This window comes from Bacillus sp. ISL-45 (assembly GCF_018613195.1).
In the GTDB taxonomy this organism is placed as follows: Bacteria; Bacillota; Bacilli; order Bacillales; family Cytobacillaceae; genus Mesobacillus.
Map to the genome: position 1 here is coordinate 232591 of NZ_JAGGQQ010000005.1, position 13257 is coordinate 245847.

The 13257-nt window shown below is 41.9% G+C and carries 17 protein-coding genes; 13 read left to right on the forward strand and 4 right to left on the reverse strand.

What is annotated here, in order from left to right:
- The first annotated feature begins 89 nt into the window (after positions 1–89).
- Entirely contained in the window at positions 90–878 is a 789-nt protein-coding gene (locus J7E35_RS06595; protein ID WP_214778154.1) for a phosphatidylserine decarboxylase, read from the forward strand.
- 104 nt (positions 879–982) lie between these two features.
- Here J7E35_RS06595 and sda read toward each other — a convergent pair whose 3' ends face one another.
- Positions 983–1123, reverse strand: a complete 141-nt coding sequence (sda, locus tag J7E35_RS06600; RefSeq protein ID WP_102265137.1) for a sporulation histidine kinase inhibitor Sda — start codon at positions 1121–1123, stop codon at positions 983–985.
- Positions 1124–1549: 426 nt separating this feature from the next.
- Between sda and J7E35_RS06605 the strand changes: the two genes are divergently transcribed.
- From J7E35_RS06605 to J7E35_RS06640, 8 genes are all read left to right on the forward strand, one after another.
- On the forward strand, positions 1550–2065 hold the full coding sequence (locus tag J7E35_RS06605) for a YqeG family HAD IIIA-type phosphatase (protein ID WP_214778156.1): 516 nt from the start codon (positions 1550–1552) through the stop codon (positions 2063–2065).
- 3 nt (positions 2066–2068) lie between these two features.
- Positions 2069–3172: a ribosome biogenesis GTPase YqeH gene (gene yqeH, locus J7E35_RS06610; protein ID WP_214778158.1), complete on the forward strand. Its 1104-nt coding sequence runs from the start codon at positions 2069–2071 to the stop codon at positions 3170–3172.
- 68 nt (positions 3173–3240) lie between these two features.
- Positions 3241–4071: a shikimate dehydrogenase gene (gene aroE / locus J7E35_RS06615; RefSeq protein WP_214778160.1), complete on the forward strand. Its 831-nt coding sequence runs from the start codon at positions 3241–3243 to the stop codon at positions 4069–4071.
- Between the two features lie 3 nt (positions 4072–4074).
- Complete coding sequence (yhbY, locus tag J7E35_RS06620; protein WP_214778163.1) at positions 4075–4368, forward strand: ribosome assembly RNA-binding protein YhbY; 294 nt, start codon at positions 4075–4077, stop codon at positions 4366–4368.
- An 18-nt stretch (positions 4369–4386) separates the two neighbouring features.
- Positions 4387–4956 (forward strand): nicotinate-nucleotide adenylyltransferase, encoded by a 570-nt coding sequence (locus J7E35_RS06625; RefSeq protein WP_214778165.1) that lies wholly within the window; start codon positions 4387–4389, stop codon positions 4954–4956.
- Positions 4946–5512, forward strand: coding sequence for a bis(5'-nucleosyl)-tetraphosphatase (symmetrical) YqeK (yqeK, locus tag J7E35_RS06630; RefSeq protein WP_214778168.1), 567 nt, complete (start codon positions 4946–4948; stop codon positions 5510–5512). The genes J7E35_RS06625 and yqeK overlap by 11 nt, the downstream gene beginning before the upstream one ends.
- 4 nt (positions 5513–5516) lie before the next feature.
- A complete protein-coding gene (gene rsfS, locus J7E35_RS06635) occupies positions 5517–5870 on the forward strand; it encodes a ribosome silencing factor (RefSeq protein WP_214778175.1) in 354 nt (117 codons plus the stop codon).
- Complete coding sequence (locus tag J7E35_RS06640; protein WP_214778176.1) at positions 5870–6616, forward strand: class I SAM-dependent DNA methyltransferase; 747 nt, start codon at positions 5870–5872, stop codon at positions 6614–6616. Before rsfS ends, J7E35_RS06640 begins: the two co-directional genes overlap by 1 nt.
- Before the next feature lie 91 nt (positions 6617–6707).
- Here J7E35_RS06640 and comER read toward each other — a convergent pair whose 3' ends face one another.
- Positions 6708–7529 (reverse strand): late competence protein ComER, encoded by an 822-nt coding sequence (gene comER, locus J7E35_RS06645; protein WP_214778177.1) that lies wholly within the window; start codon positions 7527–7529, stop codon positions 6708–6710.
- Between the two features lie 88 nt (positions 7530–7617).
- On the opposite strand from comER, the gene J7E35_RS06650 reads away from it, so the two are divergent.
- From J7E35_RS06650 to J7E35_RS06660, 3 genes are all read left to right on the forward strand, one after another.
- Positions 7618–8235, forward strand: a complete 618-nt coding sequence (locus J7E35_RS06650; protein WP_214778178.1) for a helix-hairpin-helix domain-containing protein — start codon at positions 7618–7620, stop codon at positions 8233–8235.
- Between the two features lie 108 nt (positions 8236–8343).
- Positions 8344–8757, forward strand: coding sequence for a deoxycytidylate deaminase (locus tag J7E35_RS06655; protein ID WP_214778179.1), 414 nt, complete (start codon positions 8344–8346; stop codon positions 8755–8757).
- Between the two features lie 22 nt (positions 8758–8779).
- Entirely contained in the window at positions 8780–11125 is a 2346-nt protein-coding gene (locus J7E35_RS06660; protein WP_214778181.1) for a DNA internalization-related competence protein ComEC/Rec2, read from the forward strand.
- Positions 11126–11231: 106 nt separating this feature from the next.
- On the opposite strand, the gene J7E35_RS06665 is transcribed toward J7E35_RS06660, so the two are convergent.
- Positions 11232–11366: a YqzM family protein gene (locus J7E35_RS06665; protein ID WP_023627242.1), complete on the reverse strand. Its 135-nt coding sequence runs from the start codon at positions 11364–11366 to the stop codon at positions 11232–11234.
- Positions 11367–11718: 352 nt separating this feature from the next.
- On the opposite strand from J7E35_RS06665, the gene holA reads away from it, so the two are divergent.
- Positions 11719–12741 carry a DNA polymerase III subunit delta gene (holA, locus tag J7E35_RS06670; RefSeq protein ID WP_214778183.1) on the forward strand — a complete coding sequence of 341 codons (1023 nt, stop codon included), beginning with the start codon at positions 11719–11721 and terminating at the stop codon, positions 12739–12741.
- A gap of 71 nt (positions 12742–12812) precedes the next feature.
- Here holA and rpsT read toward each other — a convergent pair whose 3' ends face one another.
- A complete protein-coding gene (gene rpsT / locus J7E35_RS06675) occupies positions 12813–13073 on the reverse strand; it encodes a 30S ribosomal protein S20 (RefSeq protein WP_214778185.1) in 261 nt (86 codons plus the stop codon).
- Between the last annotated feature and the right edge of the window lie 184 nt (positions 13074–13257).

A 13257-nucleotide genomic window follows, 5' to 3' on the forward strand; every position in this document is an offset into this window, starting at 1 on the left:
TTTTGATACTTTTCGGAAATTTTGATTAATTAAAGCAAAACAAACAATCTATTCGGTGCACGCATAGATAATAATCGGAGGTAATCGCATTGTTCCAATCTATATATCGTCTGCTCATCGAATTGACAAATGGGAAGTGGACTTCAGCCATTCTGCATAAATTCGCAAAATCCAAAAGCAGCAAAAGGATTATTCCTTCCTTTGCTAAGACGTATAAAATCAACCAGGAGGAAATGGAAAGGCCGATTGGGGAGTATGAAAGTCTCCATCAATTTTTCATCCGGAACCTGAAAGAGGGCGCTAGGGAGATAGATCAGGAGCCTCATTCAGTAGTTAGTCCAGTAGATTCGGTAATCGAAGAAGTGGGCCAAATTGAAGCTGATCATACGATCATGGTAAAAGGGAAGGTTTATTCTATATCCGAAATGCTCGGTAATGATGAAGCGATGGCGAGGTATGAGCAGGGGACTTATATGATTTTTTACTTGAGCCCAAGCCACTACCATCAAATTCATAGCCCGGTGACTGGTGAGGTCGTTAATCAGTGGACTTTGGGAAAGAAGTCGCATCCAGTTAACAAAATGGGATTGAAATATGGAAACTACCCATTGTCTAAAAACTATCGGAAGATTACTGAAATCAAACATGAAGCGGGGATGGCAGCTGTAATCAAAGTAGGGGCCATGTTCGTCAATTCGATTGAAACAACCCACGACGGCCAGAAGCTGGAAAAAGGTGAGCAAATGGCATACTTCACCTTTGGCTCAACTGTAGTCTTATTGTTCGAGAAAAATTCTATTGACCTGCTGCCGGAAATCACTCCTCCCTATCATATTAAGTATGGCGAGAAGATCGGCACATTAAATGGACAAGTCTAAAAGGCGAGGGGGCACAGAATGAATCTGTGCCTTTAGCCATTTTTATAATGTTAATGAATAAGGCTGTCTGAAAAATAGCAAAAAAAAAGCCCTTTTAGGGGCTGTCAGGATGAGGCTTTAATTCGGTTAGATAATGAACGCCGGTGTATTTCGGTTTCAATCAAACGAATAAACTCGTAGCTTAAATTCAACTCTCTTGCTTTAAAATATGACTCGATCAACAGCTCGTCCGACAGTTTACGCATTCCAGTCATTCACCCCCAAAAGGATCTTCTAAAACAGATGCTAATTGCATATAATTGTAAGTTGTTTTGTTCTACCCTTACTCTATCAGAATGAAACTTAGAGAACAACTGTTCTAATTATCCACAAACGGCGGTGGATAACCTGTGATTAATTTGTTTATAAATGGGAAATTATTAATAGAATCAATGTGTATTTTGTGTATAAGGTTATCCACAGGACTGGAAATGGCTGGATTTTGTCGAAAAGTTTTTTGAGATTTTTTTTAAAAATTTCGAATACAGGCGAATTGATAGTATTTTTGACGATCTTTAGCGGGTTAAATTCTTTATTTCTTATCTATTTATATGTTTGTTTTGAATACGAGGATAAAATTGGGTATGATGTTAACGGTATGATAGGAATTTATTTAATGAGGTGTAATGAAATTGCTAAAGCATTTTTTGCCGGACCAGCATGTGAAAAGTATATTTGAAATCCAGCCTGAGAGCTTAAAGGAAAAGGGCGTAAAGGGCATCATAACAGATCTCGACAATACACTCGTTGAATGGGACCGCCCAAGTGCGACTCCAAAGCTTATCGAGTGGTTTGATAATATGAGGAAACATGAAATACTCGTAACGATCGTTTCAAACAATAATGAAAAAAGAGTAAAAGCATTTTCCGATCCACTTAAAATACCATTTATATTTCAGGCGAAAAAGCCGATGGGACGAGCTTTCAATAAAGCTTTGAAGGAAATGGGAATTAAAAAGGAAGAAACAGTCGTAATTGGTGACCAGCTTTTAACCGATGTACTAGGCGGTAACAAAAGCGGCTTCCATACGATTCTCGTTGTTCCAGTTGCACAGACGGATGGGTTTGTGACCAGGTTCAACAGGAAAGTAGAAAGAAGAATTTTAAATTGGTTCAGGAAACAAGGAAAGCTTAATTGGGAGGACTAAGATTTGAGTGAGCAATTTAACTGTACAGGTTGTGGTATAAAAATCCAGACGGAGAAGCCAGAGGAATTGGGATATGCCCCGGCCTCTTCATTGGAAAAAGAGGTTGTCGTCTGCCAGAGATGCTTCCGCTTGAAAAATTATAATGAAATCCAGGATGTTAGCCTGACGGATGACGACTTCCTAAAAATATTGAATGAACTGGGCAGCAGGGATGCCCTGATTGTCAAGATTGTTGATATTTTCGACTTCAATGGGAGCTGGCTGCCAGGAATCCAGCGTTTTGCCGGAAAAAACCCGGTATTATTGATTGGCAATAAGGCCGATCTTGTTCCTAAATCGGTCAAGCAGCGAAAATTGATTGACTGGATGAAGAAAGAGTCCAGGGAACTGGGACTCAATCCGATTGATGTATCCCTCGTCAGTGCTGCAAAAGGATATAATATCAGGGAAGCTGCTGCAGTAATAGATGAATATCGCAATGGCAAGGATGTCTATATTGTAGGCTGTACAAATGTAGGGAAATCTACGTTTATTAACAGGATCATCAAGGAAGTAACAGGGGAAGGAGATGTCATCACGACTTCTCACTTTCCGGGAACTACTCTTGATATGATAGAAATCCCGCTTGAGGATGGAAAAGCGATTGTTGATACACCGGGTATCATCAACCATCATCAGATGGCGCACTACGTTGATAAGCGAGATTTGAAGTTCATCACACCAAAAAAAGAAATCAAGCCGAAGGTATACCAGCTAAATGAACAGCAGACGCTGTTTTTCGGCGGTCTGGCCCGTTTCGATTATATATCTGGCGGCAGAAGATCTTTCTCCTGTTATGTGCCGAATGAAATCAGCATACACCGGACAAAGCTTGAAAAGGCGGATGAGTTGTATCAGAACCATGCTGGTGAGCTGCTGACACCGCCGCGCCGTGAGCAGATGGATGAATTCCCTGAACTTGTCCGTCATGAGTTCACGATCAAGGAAGCGAAAACTGATGTTGTTTTTTCAGGACTTGGCTGGGTAACGGTCAATGACGCAGGCGCAAAAATCGCCGCGCATGTCCCTAAAGGCGTTCATGTTATGCTGAGAAGGTCACTTATTTAGAGCCGGTAAGGGCCGTCTATAATAAGAGGTTACGTAATCCAACTTAAATAGAAAGGGCGGGAGAGGAATTGAAAAAATTGTTCGGTGTCATCGGTGCTCCTATTGCGCATTCGATGTCTCCTGCCATGCACAATGATTTATTCGGGCTTTATGGAATTGATGCTGTTTATCTGCCATTTCATGTAAGCAAAGGGAATCTTGAGGATGCTGTGAAAGGATTGAAAGCGCTGGGTGTGAGCGGATTCAATGTAACCATTCCGCATAAAACAGCAATCATGACGCACCTTGATAAAGTGGATCCACTGGCAAGAGCAATAGGAGCGGTCAACACTGTCAAAAACGAAAATGGCTTTCTGGTAGGCTATAATACGGATGGTCCGGGCTTTGTTAAAGGGCTTGAATATATGGCTGCTGATCTTGATTCAAGATCAGCTTTGATTATTGGTGCCGGCGGAGCTTCGAGGGCCATTTACTTTTCGATGGCCCAGGCAGGGTTTGAGCGAATTGACCTGTATAATCGCACTGCTGAAAAAGCTGAGGAACTTGCAGCTTCTTGCCCTTTCAAGGTGGATACAAATGTTCTTGGCCGCGAAGAAGCCGAAAAGTCACTGGCTGACTATCAGCTGATCGTCCAGACGACTTCTATTGGTATGGTGCCAGATACAGAAAGTTTGCCGCTGTCTCCTGAAAACATAACCCTAAATACGATAGTTAGTGATATAATTTATAATCCAATGCAAACAGAGTTTTTAAAAGAAGCCTCCAAAAGGGGAGCTGAAGTCCAGAATGGTGTAGGAATGTTTGTTTTCCAGGGAGCGCTTGCTTTTGAAAAATGGACAGGGATTTTTCCTGACGTTGATAGAATGGAAATGAATGTTTTAAGAAATTTAGGAGGTTAACACATGTTAACAGGTAAGCAAAAACGTTTTTTAAGATCGAAAGCCCATCATCTCACTCCGATTTTTCAAGTTGGAAAAGGTGGGGTAAATGAAAATATGGTCAAGCAAATCACAGATGTGCTGGAAGCGAGAGAATTGATCAAGGTTAGCATCCTGCAGAACTGTGACGAGGACAGGGACACTGTGGCTGAACAGCTTTCCCGCGGTGCCAAAGCAGAGCTTGTCCAGGTAATCGGTAATACAATCGTTTTATATAAAGAGTCCCGAGAAAATAAGCAAATCGTTCTTCCAAGATAATTACTGGGAGGTGCCTGTTTGAAAAAGGTTGGCATTTTAGGCGGAACCTTCAACCCGCCGCATACCGGACATTTAGTGATTGCAAATGAGGTGCTGCATGCCTATGGGCTGGATGAGGTTTGGTTCATGCCGAATCAGGTGCCGCCTCATAAAACAGTGGATGAGCCTATCAGCCAATCAGACAGGCTGGCTATGCTCGAGCTTGCTGTAGGTGATAACCAGCAATTCAGGATTGAAAAAGCAGAGCTCGAGAGAAGTGGTCCATCTTACACGTATGAAACGATGAAAATATTAAAAGATATGTATAAAGAAATTGATTTTCATTTTATCATTGGCGGAGACATGGTTGAATATCTGCCAAAATGGCATAAAATTGATGAACTTGTGAAAATGGTCAAGTTTGTCGGTGTCAGCAGACCTTCATACAGCACTGAATCACCTTATGATATTCTTTATGCAGATACACCGCAAATGGATATCTCATCAAGTATGATTAGAGAAAGAGTAAAGGGCGGAAAGAGCATCCGCTATCTGCTGCCCGAACCGGTGAGGGTTTATATAGAGGAGCATAGCTTATATGGAACGTGAACAAGCACTTCAGATTGTGAAGCCGCAGCTAACCGAACATCGTTACCAGCATACTCTTGGCGTGATGGAGACAGCCATCAAGCTTGCCGGGAAACATGGAGCAGATCTAAAGAAGGCGGAACTGGCTGCTATTTTTCATGATTACGCTAAATTCCGCCCAAAGGATGAAATGAGACAGATCATCGAGGAACAAAAAATGCCGGCAATCCTGCTCGAGTTTAACAGCGAGCTCTGGCATGCGCCAGTAGGAGCGTATCTAGCCGAAAAGGAAGCCGGCATCGATGACAAGGAAATCCTTGATGCAATCCGGTATCATACATCAGGAAGGATTGGCATGACGCTTCTTGATAAGGTCATCTATCTGGCTGATTATATTGAACCAGGCCGTCATTTTCCTGGAGTGGACGAAGTCAGGAAAATGGCAGAGGATGATTTGGACATGGCCTTGGTTCAATCGATGAAAAATACAATTAATTTTTTAATGAAGAAAAACCAGCCGGTCTTTCCGGATACATTCAATGCATATAACAGCATCGTACAAAATTCAGGAGGTTGATTTAATGAGTGATCGCGAATTATTAATGACAGCGGTAAAAGCAGCGGATGATAAAAGAGCAGAAGATATTATGGTACTGAACATGAAAGGCATCTCACTGATTGCCGATTATTTCATCATTTGCCACGGGAATTCAGATAAGCAGGTTCAGGCTATAGCCCGTGAAATTAGGGAAAAAGCAGAAGAGCAGGGATATAGTCTTAAGAGGATGGAAGGTTTTGATGAAGCAAGATGGGTGCTTATTGATATCGGTGATGTGGTTGTCCATGTCTTCCACAGAGAAGAGCGAAGCTACTATAATCTCGAGCGCCTATGGGGAGATGCTCCGATCGAAAACGTACAGAGTGAGTTAAATTAATGTCTTACGAACGTTTCGCTTATTTGTATGATGAGCTTATGCAGGACGTTCCCTATGATGAATGGGTTTCGATAGCAGAGGCATACAAAGAGAAATTTCAAGTGAACGGAATGAAGCTCCTCGACCTCGCATGCGGTACCGGGGAGCTATCTGTAAGATTTGCGCAAAGAGGCTTTGATGTCACCGGCGCGGATTTATCAACTGATATGCTTTCGGTAGCCCAGGCAAAAGCTCAGGAGATGTCATTGCCAATTCAATTTTTCCAGCAGGACATGACGGAGCTTGATGAATTAGGTGAATTTGATATCATTGGCATCTTTTGTGATTCCCTGAATTATTTGGAGGATGAACAGGCGGTCCGGCAGACCCTTGAAGGGGTGCACCGCCTCTTGAAAAAAGGCGGCTTATTTCTGTTTGATGTCCATTCGGTCTATAAAATGGAACATATTTTTGCCGATGCGACGTTTACCTGGGATAATGAAGAAATCACTTATATTTGGAATAGCTTCAAAGGTGAAGGCGCGCACAGTGTTGAACATGAGCTTACTTTCTTCGTCCGTGATGAATTATCAGGTAAATATGACCGAGTCGAAGAATTTCATTACCAGCGTACATATCCAGAGGATTCTTTTGTGAAATGGCTAGAGCAGGCAGGCTTTGCAAATATTGAGGTCACCGGGGACTACACATTGAAGGCTCCTGAGCCAACAGCAGAGCGGTTGTTTTTTGCTATGAAAAAGAAATGATTTTTAAAGGCTCCCAATATTTGGGAGCCTTTCTTGTACTAAATTTGTCACATTTATAAGGGAGGATTATAAAGGCTGGTAGAGAAATCTTCTAAGGACGGAATTGTTCCTCCGTCTTTTCCAATTCTTTTGCGAATTTTCTATGTGTCGCCTGAAACAATTTTTCAAACATATCTCCTGTTTCACTTTCGAGTACGATGATTCCTTCTCCTGTAATGCCGCCTTTCACGCAAACCTTTTCCTGTAATGTTTGTAAAGTATAATGATTTTGCTTAAGGAGTTCTCCTAATCCAATAAGCATCTCACTTGAAAGCTTGGTGGCAGTTTCCTGGTCAATTTCCGTTTCCTTGACGGCTGCATTGATAAAACTCTGCACAATATGACTGAAGAAAGCTGGACCGCAGCTGACAATATCGGACGCCACTCTTGTGATATTCTCCTCGATCTCCAGAGGAACAGAAACCTTTTTAAACAGGGTAAACAGTTCTTCCCTCCATTCTGTCGTGCATCGGGTTCCAAATGAGAATAGCGAAACACCCGCGAGCGCCCTGTTCGTGATGCTTGGTATTATTCTCATGACAGAACAATCCACAATGCTTTCAATTTGTTCCACACTGATTGGGCTTGTTATGGAGATTACGCATTTATCCCTAGTAAGCACAGGATTAATGGACTTGAGGACCCCCGAAACATGATGAGGCTTCACGCAGACAAAAATGGCGTCAGCATTTTCAGCAACTTCTGCCGCATTCTTTCCAACTGATAAGCCTGGATATATTTTTTGAATCTCTATAGCTTTTGATAAGGTTCTGTTTGTAATCTTCATTGAAGAAGGGGAAACGGCATTCCCATCAATGAGAGCTTCGGCGAGAATTCTCCCCATATTTCCTGTGCCAATAATCCCTATTTTCATAACCCTTCCCTCCTTCATACATTTATTCTCCTATATCCATATGATTTTAAATTTCAGTTTATGACATTTAGAAAGGTGTTGACATTTTATGGCCTGGATCAAGGAAAACAAAATCTATATTATAGCAGGAATAAGCGCTTTATTATTTTTTCTCTATGCCTCCTTCGATAAAGAAGCAGAATTGACCGAAATGAATAAAGAAGCTTTGGCTTTGGCTGCCAACGAAGAAACTGCCACAGATGAAAAAAACAAAACCATCCTCGATGAAGAAGCATTACCGATGATGGCTGATATCAAAGGAGCTGTGGTTAATCCGGGTGTCTATCAGATCAATGAAGGGGGAAGGGTGATTGACCTGATCGAACTGGCTGGAGGCCTTGAACAGGATGCAGATACGGCTGCCATTAATTTTGCGCTGTATGTCCATGATGAAATGGCGATATACGTACCGAGGATCGGAGAGGAGGTTAAGGCAGTTTTGCCAGCCCAGTTGGGGGAGAGTGATGGGAAAGGGACAGTGAACCTTAATTCCGCCGAATCCAGCGAGCTGCAGACATTACCGGGGATAGGGCCTGCAAAAGCAGACGCCATTATTAAGCACCGGGAAACAAACGGTCCGTTCAAATCGATCGAAGATTTAAAGGAAATCAGTGGGATAGGGGTTAAAACATTCGAAAAACTGAAGGACCTGATTTCAGTTAAGTAGCTGCATTGAAATTGACTCTTTGATGATAAGTATTAAAATTAGAGACAGGGAAAGGGTTTATTAATAATGCCTTTACATATTTTGAGTCTTTAAAAGGGGGAAAACAGCATGGAACGAAAGAGTTGGGATCAATACTTTTTGGATATCGCAGAAGAGGTAGGCACGCGCTCTACCTGCCCGAGGCTGCATGTTGGGTGTGTCATTGTAAAGGACAAGCACATTGTGTCAACTGGTTACAACGGTTCTATACATGGGCATGACCACTGCGAGGACGCCGGCTGCCTGATCAACGAACAAGGAAGATGCATCAGGACTTTGCATGCAGAAGAGAACGCAGTCATCCATGCCGACAGAGGTCTGCTGAAAGGTGCAACAGCCTTCGTGACTCATGAGCCTTGCGAAAAGTGCTCAAAGACACTTGCGCAGTCAGGGATTAAAAGGATCGTGTACCGCAGCGCCTATCCTAACAAGTATAATGAATTGTTCTTAAGGGATGTAGAGGTTGTCCACTTATCTAAATAATGAGATTAAGGAATAAAAAAATATGAAGCCAATTCGATTTGGGCCAATGAAAGGGCAGCTGTTTTTCCTGGCGGCTGTCTCCTTATTGGGTCTGCTGACAATCACCGAAAAACAGCTCGTATACGGGGCAATGTTTCTGTTCGGCATGATCCTGTTAAAAAAGCTGAAAAAACTTCCTGCTTCCCATCTGATGCTGATGACAGGCTGCTATTTCTTATTTATAGCTGCAGGATACTTTGATTCTGTTCAATTTGAAACCGAATTTACTGGCAGGGAAAAAAGCTTCCTCATTTTTTTTGATGATGAAATCCAAGTGGACGGCGACCTGGTGTTTGCTTATGCTAAAACCATGCCCTCCAATGAAAAGCTTGCGGTAAGATACAGAATCAAGTCATTAGCAGAACAACAATCAATTCAAGAACTCCTCATCCCTGGGATGTACTGTCAAGCTTCCGGGAGCCTCAATAGTCCATCACCTGCGCGAAATCCCAATGCGTTTGATTACAAACTGTATCTTCAACGAAACAAAATCTCCTGGATTTTAGATGTCGATACACTTTCACTGGAAACCTGCTCTCAACAAACAGGTATTATTACATCACTAAAAGCTTTCAGGCATAGAGAAATTGCCAGGATAAAAGATACCCTGCCAGAGGAAACCTCTGCTCTTGCAGCAGCGTTAATATTTGGTGAAAGGAATCTCTTCGATCCCGAAACAGAACGTTCATATCAAAAAATCGGAATCGTGCATTTACTAGCGATTTCCGGCCTTCATGTCGGGTTGCTTACAGGAATGATTTATTTCATTTTTATCAGGGTGGGAATAACGAAGGAAAAAACGGAAATATTGCTAATGATCTTCCTGCCCATTTATGCCATTATGACGGGCCTTGCTCCGCCTGTTGTAAGGGCGGCTGCCATGTTGCTGATGCTGATCGGCTTAAGGCGTTTGGCGCTGCGTATGACCCCGCTCGACGCAGTCTCGGCAGCCTTCATGCTCATGGCGCTTTTCCAGCCCCTCATCGTATTTAATACCGGATTTCAGCTCTCTTTTGCTGTCAGCTTCTCCCTTATCATTTCAGCCCCAGTTATACTCAAAGCTTCTACATCTTTTCTAAAACAAACTGCTGGTGCTTCTTTTATAGCCCAGTTCTCAAGTCTTCCGGTCATCCTTGCCACCTTCTATGAAGTCTCTGCGGTTTCGATTTTCGCCAATCTCCTTTTTGTGCCGCTATTCTCATTCGTGCTGCTGCCGATTTTGTTGATATCCTATATTATCTTGTCAATTTTGGGAGAGTTGCCTGCATTCTTTTTAAACCTTCTGGAAAATCTTATCCACCTGGTGAATTTTTTGGCCATTCAACTATCGGTGCTTCCGGTGTCGACATTCATAATTGGTAAGCTGGAACCAATTTTGCAGATTTTGCTAATCATTTTGATTCCAATCTTTTTTTTTATATGGGAAGGTTTTATATTGAGAAAATTAAAGCCGCCTCTATGGATTTTTGCTCTTCCGGTTATCCCGCTTTTAATCCAAGTTTTCGTGCCCTATTTAGACCCATATGGGCAGGTTATATTCCTGGATGTCGGTCAGGGTGACAGCATTTTCATTAAAATGCCGTATAATCAGGGAAATTATCTTATCGATACAGGCGGTGTCATGTCTTTTGAAAAGGAAAACTGGCAGCAGAGGGGGGGTTCTTTCGACCCTGGTGAAAAAATTGTAGTTCCATTTTTAAAAAGTGAAGGAATCAGGACTTTGGACAAATTGATTTTAACCCACGGAGACGCGGACCATATAGGGGGAGCCATTGTTTTATTGGAGGAAATACGGGTAAAGCAGCTGATCATACCGCGTATATCGGATCGATCTGATTTAGAGCAAAGTATAATCAAAATTGCCAGTGAGAAAGGTACAGATGTTTATTTAGCGGGAATGGGCACTGGATGGAAAACTGCCCAGGGAGATTTCTTGATTCTTAACCCGAGTGAAAGCATGGGAGAGCGAAACGACCAGTCAATTGTTCTTCAAGCAGCAATTGGAGGAAATAAATGGCTTTTTACAGGCGATTTGGGCATTGAAGGAGAAAACACAATGGCCCGGAAAATCGCTGACTTTGACATCGACGTTTTAAAGGTTGGGCATCATGGCAGTAAATATTCCAGTTCTGAACTTTTCCTGGAAAGGACAAACCCGGACTTTGCAGTCATTTCCGTTGGAGAGAAAAATAGGTATGGGCATCCTGGTGAGGAAGTCATCAAAAGATTAGAAGAGCGTGGCATCCAGATTTTCAGGACCGATAAAGATGGCGCAATCATTTATAAGTTTACAGGCAATTCAGGAACGTTTTCGACTCAATTTCCATAGTATATAGCAAGAACAAACAGTTTTCTCCCCTGATAATCACAAAACATGAAAAGAGACTGCATTTAAGTAAATGCAGTCTCCAAAAGTTTATCCTATGTAGCCGTGATTAACTCCCGATTAACTGCACGACTGTCGCAATAATGAACATTGTTGCAAAGAATCCAAAAGAAACGATGAATCCAACACCTGAGTCAACAGCGTCATTACGATTGCTTTGGACATTTTCTTCGAATTGATTCACAGTCAATCCCCCCTATTAATTCTATAATAGTATAAGCGATTCAAATTAAAAAATCCAGTGTTTGTCTGCTCAGCATTCGAATTGAAGAGATCAGAACAATTCTGCAGGCTTTCCTCTATTTTGTGCCATGTACCAAGAGTTGTCACAAATACTTTTCCCGCCTGCGGCTAAAATAATCTTAACTTCGATGCACCGCTGAGATTTAAGTATCCTAGGCCTTATATCTCAGCGTTCAATATAAATAGGGGAATTGGCCCGAACCTGGGTCAATTCCCTTAGAATGCTTGTCAAAATGTCCAAGCTTCTTTACGATAGATATATGGAAAAACTGGATTGAACGGAGCGGAAAAAAGTGGTATTGGACATTTGGAAAAAAATCAGTAAAAAACAGGTTGATCCTGTCTACTTAATGTTTGGAACAGAAACCTTCCTGATAAATGAAACAAAGCAGATGCTTGTGGACAATGTATTGGATGAAGAAGAAAAAGATTTCAATTTCTCGGTTTACGACTTAGAAGAAACGCCGATTGAGGCAGCGCTGGAAGATGCTGAAACTTTCCCGTTCATGGGAGAAAAACGATTGGTCATCCTGCAGAATCCAGTGTTTTTGACTTCGGAAAAGCCGAAAAGTAAGGTAGAACATAACTTAGTGAAACTGGAGGAATATCTTTCACAGCCTGCGCCCTATTCAATCGTTGTTTTCTCTGCACCATACGAAAAACTGGATGAACGAAAGAAGGTAACGAAGGAGCTAAAGCGGAAAGCGACGGTCATTGAAGCCAAGAAGCTGAGTGAACAAGAAACAAAAGCCTGGGTAAAAGAACGCGCTGAGGCAAATGGAGCTTTGATCAATAACGATGCAATCGAGCTTCTATTGACGCTTGCAGGGACGAATTTGTTCATGCTTACTTCTGAAATTGATAAATTGGCACTTTATGCTGGAGAAAACCAGCCAATCAGCAGGGAGATTGTCGATCGTCTGACTGCCAGATCGTTGGAACAGAATATATTCTCACTCGTCGACAAGGTTGTACACCGTAATGTTGAATCTGCCTTGAGGATTTATTATGATTTGTTAAAACAAAACGAGGAACCGATTAAGATTCTAGCCGTGATCACGGGTCAATTCAGGCTGATTTATCAGGTGAAGGAGCTGGCTCGAAAGGGTTATGGACAACAGCAGATTGCAGGGGCTTTGAAAATCCATCCGTTCAGGGTGAAACTGGCAGCCGGACAGGCAGGAGCATTTTCAGATGAGGAATTGACCAGGATTATGAAACTTCTTGCGGATGCTGATTACCAGATGAAAACCGGCGGCATGAAAAAAGAAATGCTGATTGAAATGATTTTGTTCCAGATCAATGGCAGGAAATGACCCGTTACATAGGAGGCAAAATAAAAAAACGACCCGTAAAGGTCGTTTTTTTATTAGCAGTATGAAAAAAATTAGCCATTAGCTTGTAATTTTTTCATTAAACGGGCTTTTTTGCGGGCAGCTGCGTTTTTGTGGATAAGACCTTTAGCTGCTGCTTTATCAAGCTTGCTAGCTGCTTGAGCATATGAAGCCTTTGCATCAGTATCGTTGTTTACGATTGCTGATTCAGCTTTTTTAACTGCTGTACGCATAGAAGATTTAACAGTAATGTTGTGAGCTTTGCTCGCTTCACTAGTTTTCACACGTTTGATTGCAGATTTAATGTTTGGCATTCCGTTCACCTCCTAAAAAGCATCGAGATTTTATGGAACTCGACATTTCCAGTACATTTCTTATTTATTAAGAACAAATGATATTTTATCAAACAGGGGTTAATAATGCAATACTCTGCGTTAATTTAAGTCTAGTGTATCGTGAATGTTTTTTTATGTAAAAGGAAAAGATAGGCAATAGTAT

What these genes read in the sequence shown, in the direction of transcription:
- J7E35_RS06650 (WP_214778178.1), top strand. Translation starts at nt 7,618, where the DNA reads ATGGCCTGGATCAAGGAAAACAAAATCTATATTATAGCAGGAATAAGC.
- rpsT (WP_214778185.1), bottom strand. Translation starts at nt 13,073, where the DNA reads ATGCCAAACATTAAATCTGCAATCAAACGTGTGAAAACTAGTGAAGCG.
- J7E35_RS06640 (WP_214778176.1), top strand. Translation starts at nt 5,870, where the DNA reads ATGTCTTACGAACGTTTCGCTTATTTGTATGATGAGCTTATGCAGGAC.
- yqeK (WP_214778168.1), top strand. Translation starts at nt 4,946, where the DNA reads ATGGAACGTGAACAAGCACTTCAGATTGTGAAGCCGCAGCTAACCGAA.
- sda (WP_102265137.1), bottom strand. Translation starts at nt 1,123, where the DNA reads ATGCGTAAACTGTCGGACGAGCTGTTGATCGAGTCATATTTTAAAGCA.
- J7E35_RS06660 (WP_214778181.1), top strand. Translation starts at nt 8,780, where the DNA reads ATGAAGCCAATTCGATTTGGGCCAATGAAAGGGCAGCTGTTTTTCCTG.
- comER (WP_214778177.1), bottom strand. Translation starts at nt 7,529, where the DNA reads ATGAAAATAGGGATTATTGGCACAGGAAATATGGGGAGAATTCTCGCC.
- rsfS (WP_214778175.1), top strand. Translation starts at nt 5,517, where the DNA reads ATGAGTGATCGCGAATTATTAATGACAGCGGTAAAAGCAGCGGATGAT.
- J7E35_RS06655 (WP_214778179.1), top strand. Translation starts at nt 8,344, where the DNA reads ATGGAACGAAAGAGTTGGGATCAATACTTTTTGGATATCGCAGAAGAG.
- yhbY (WP_214778163.1), top strand. Translation starts at nt 4,075, where the DNA reads ATGTTAACAGGTAAGCAAAAACGTTTTTTAAGATCGAAAGCCCATCAT.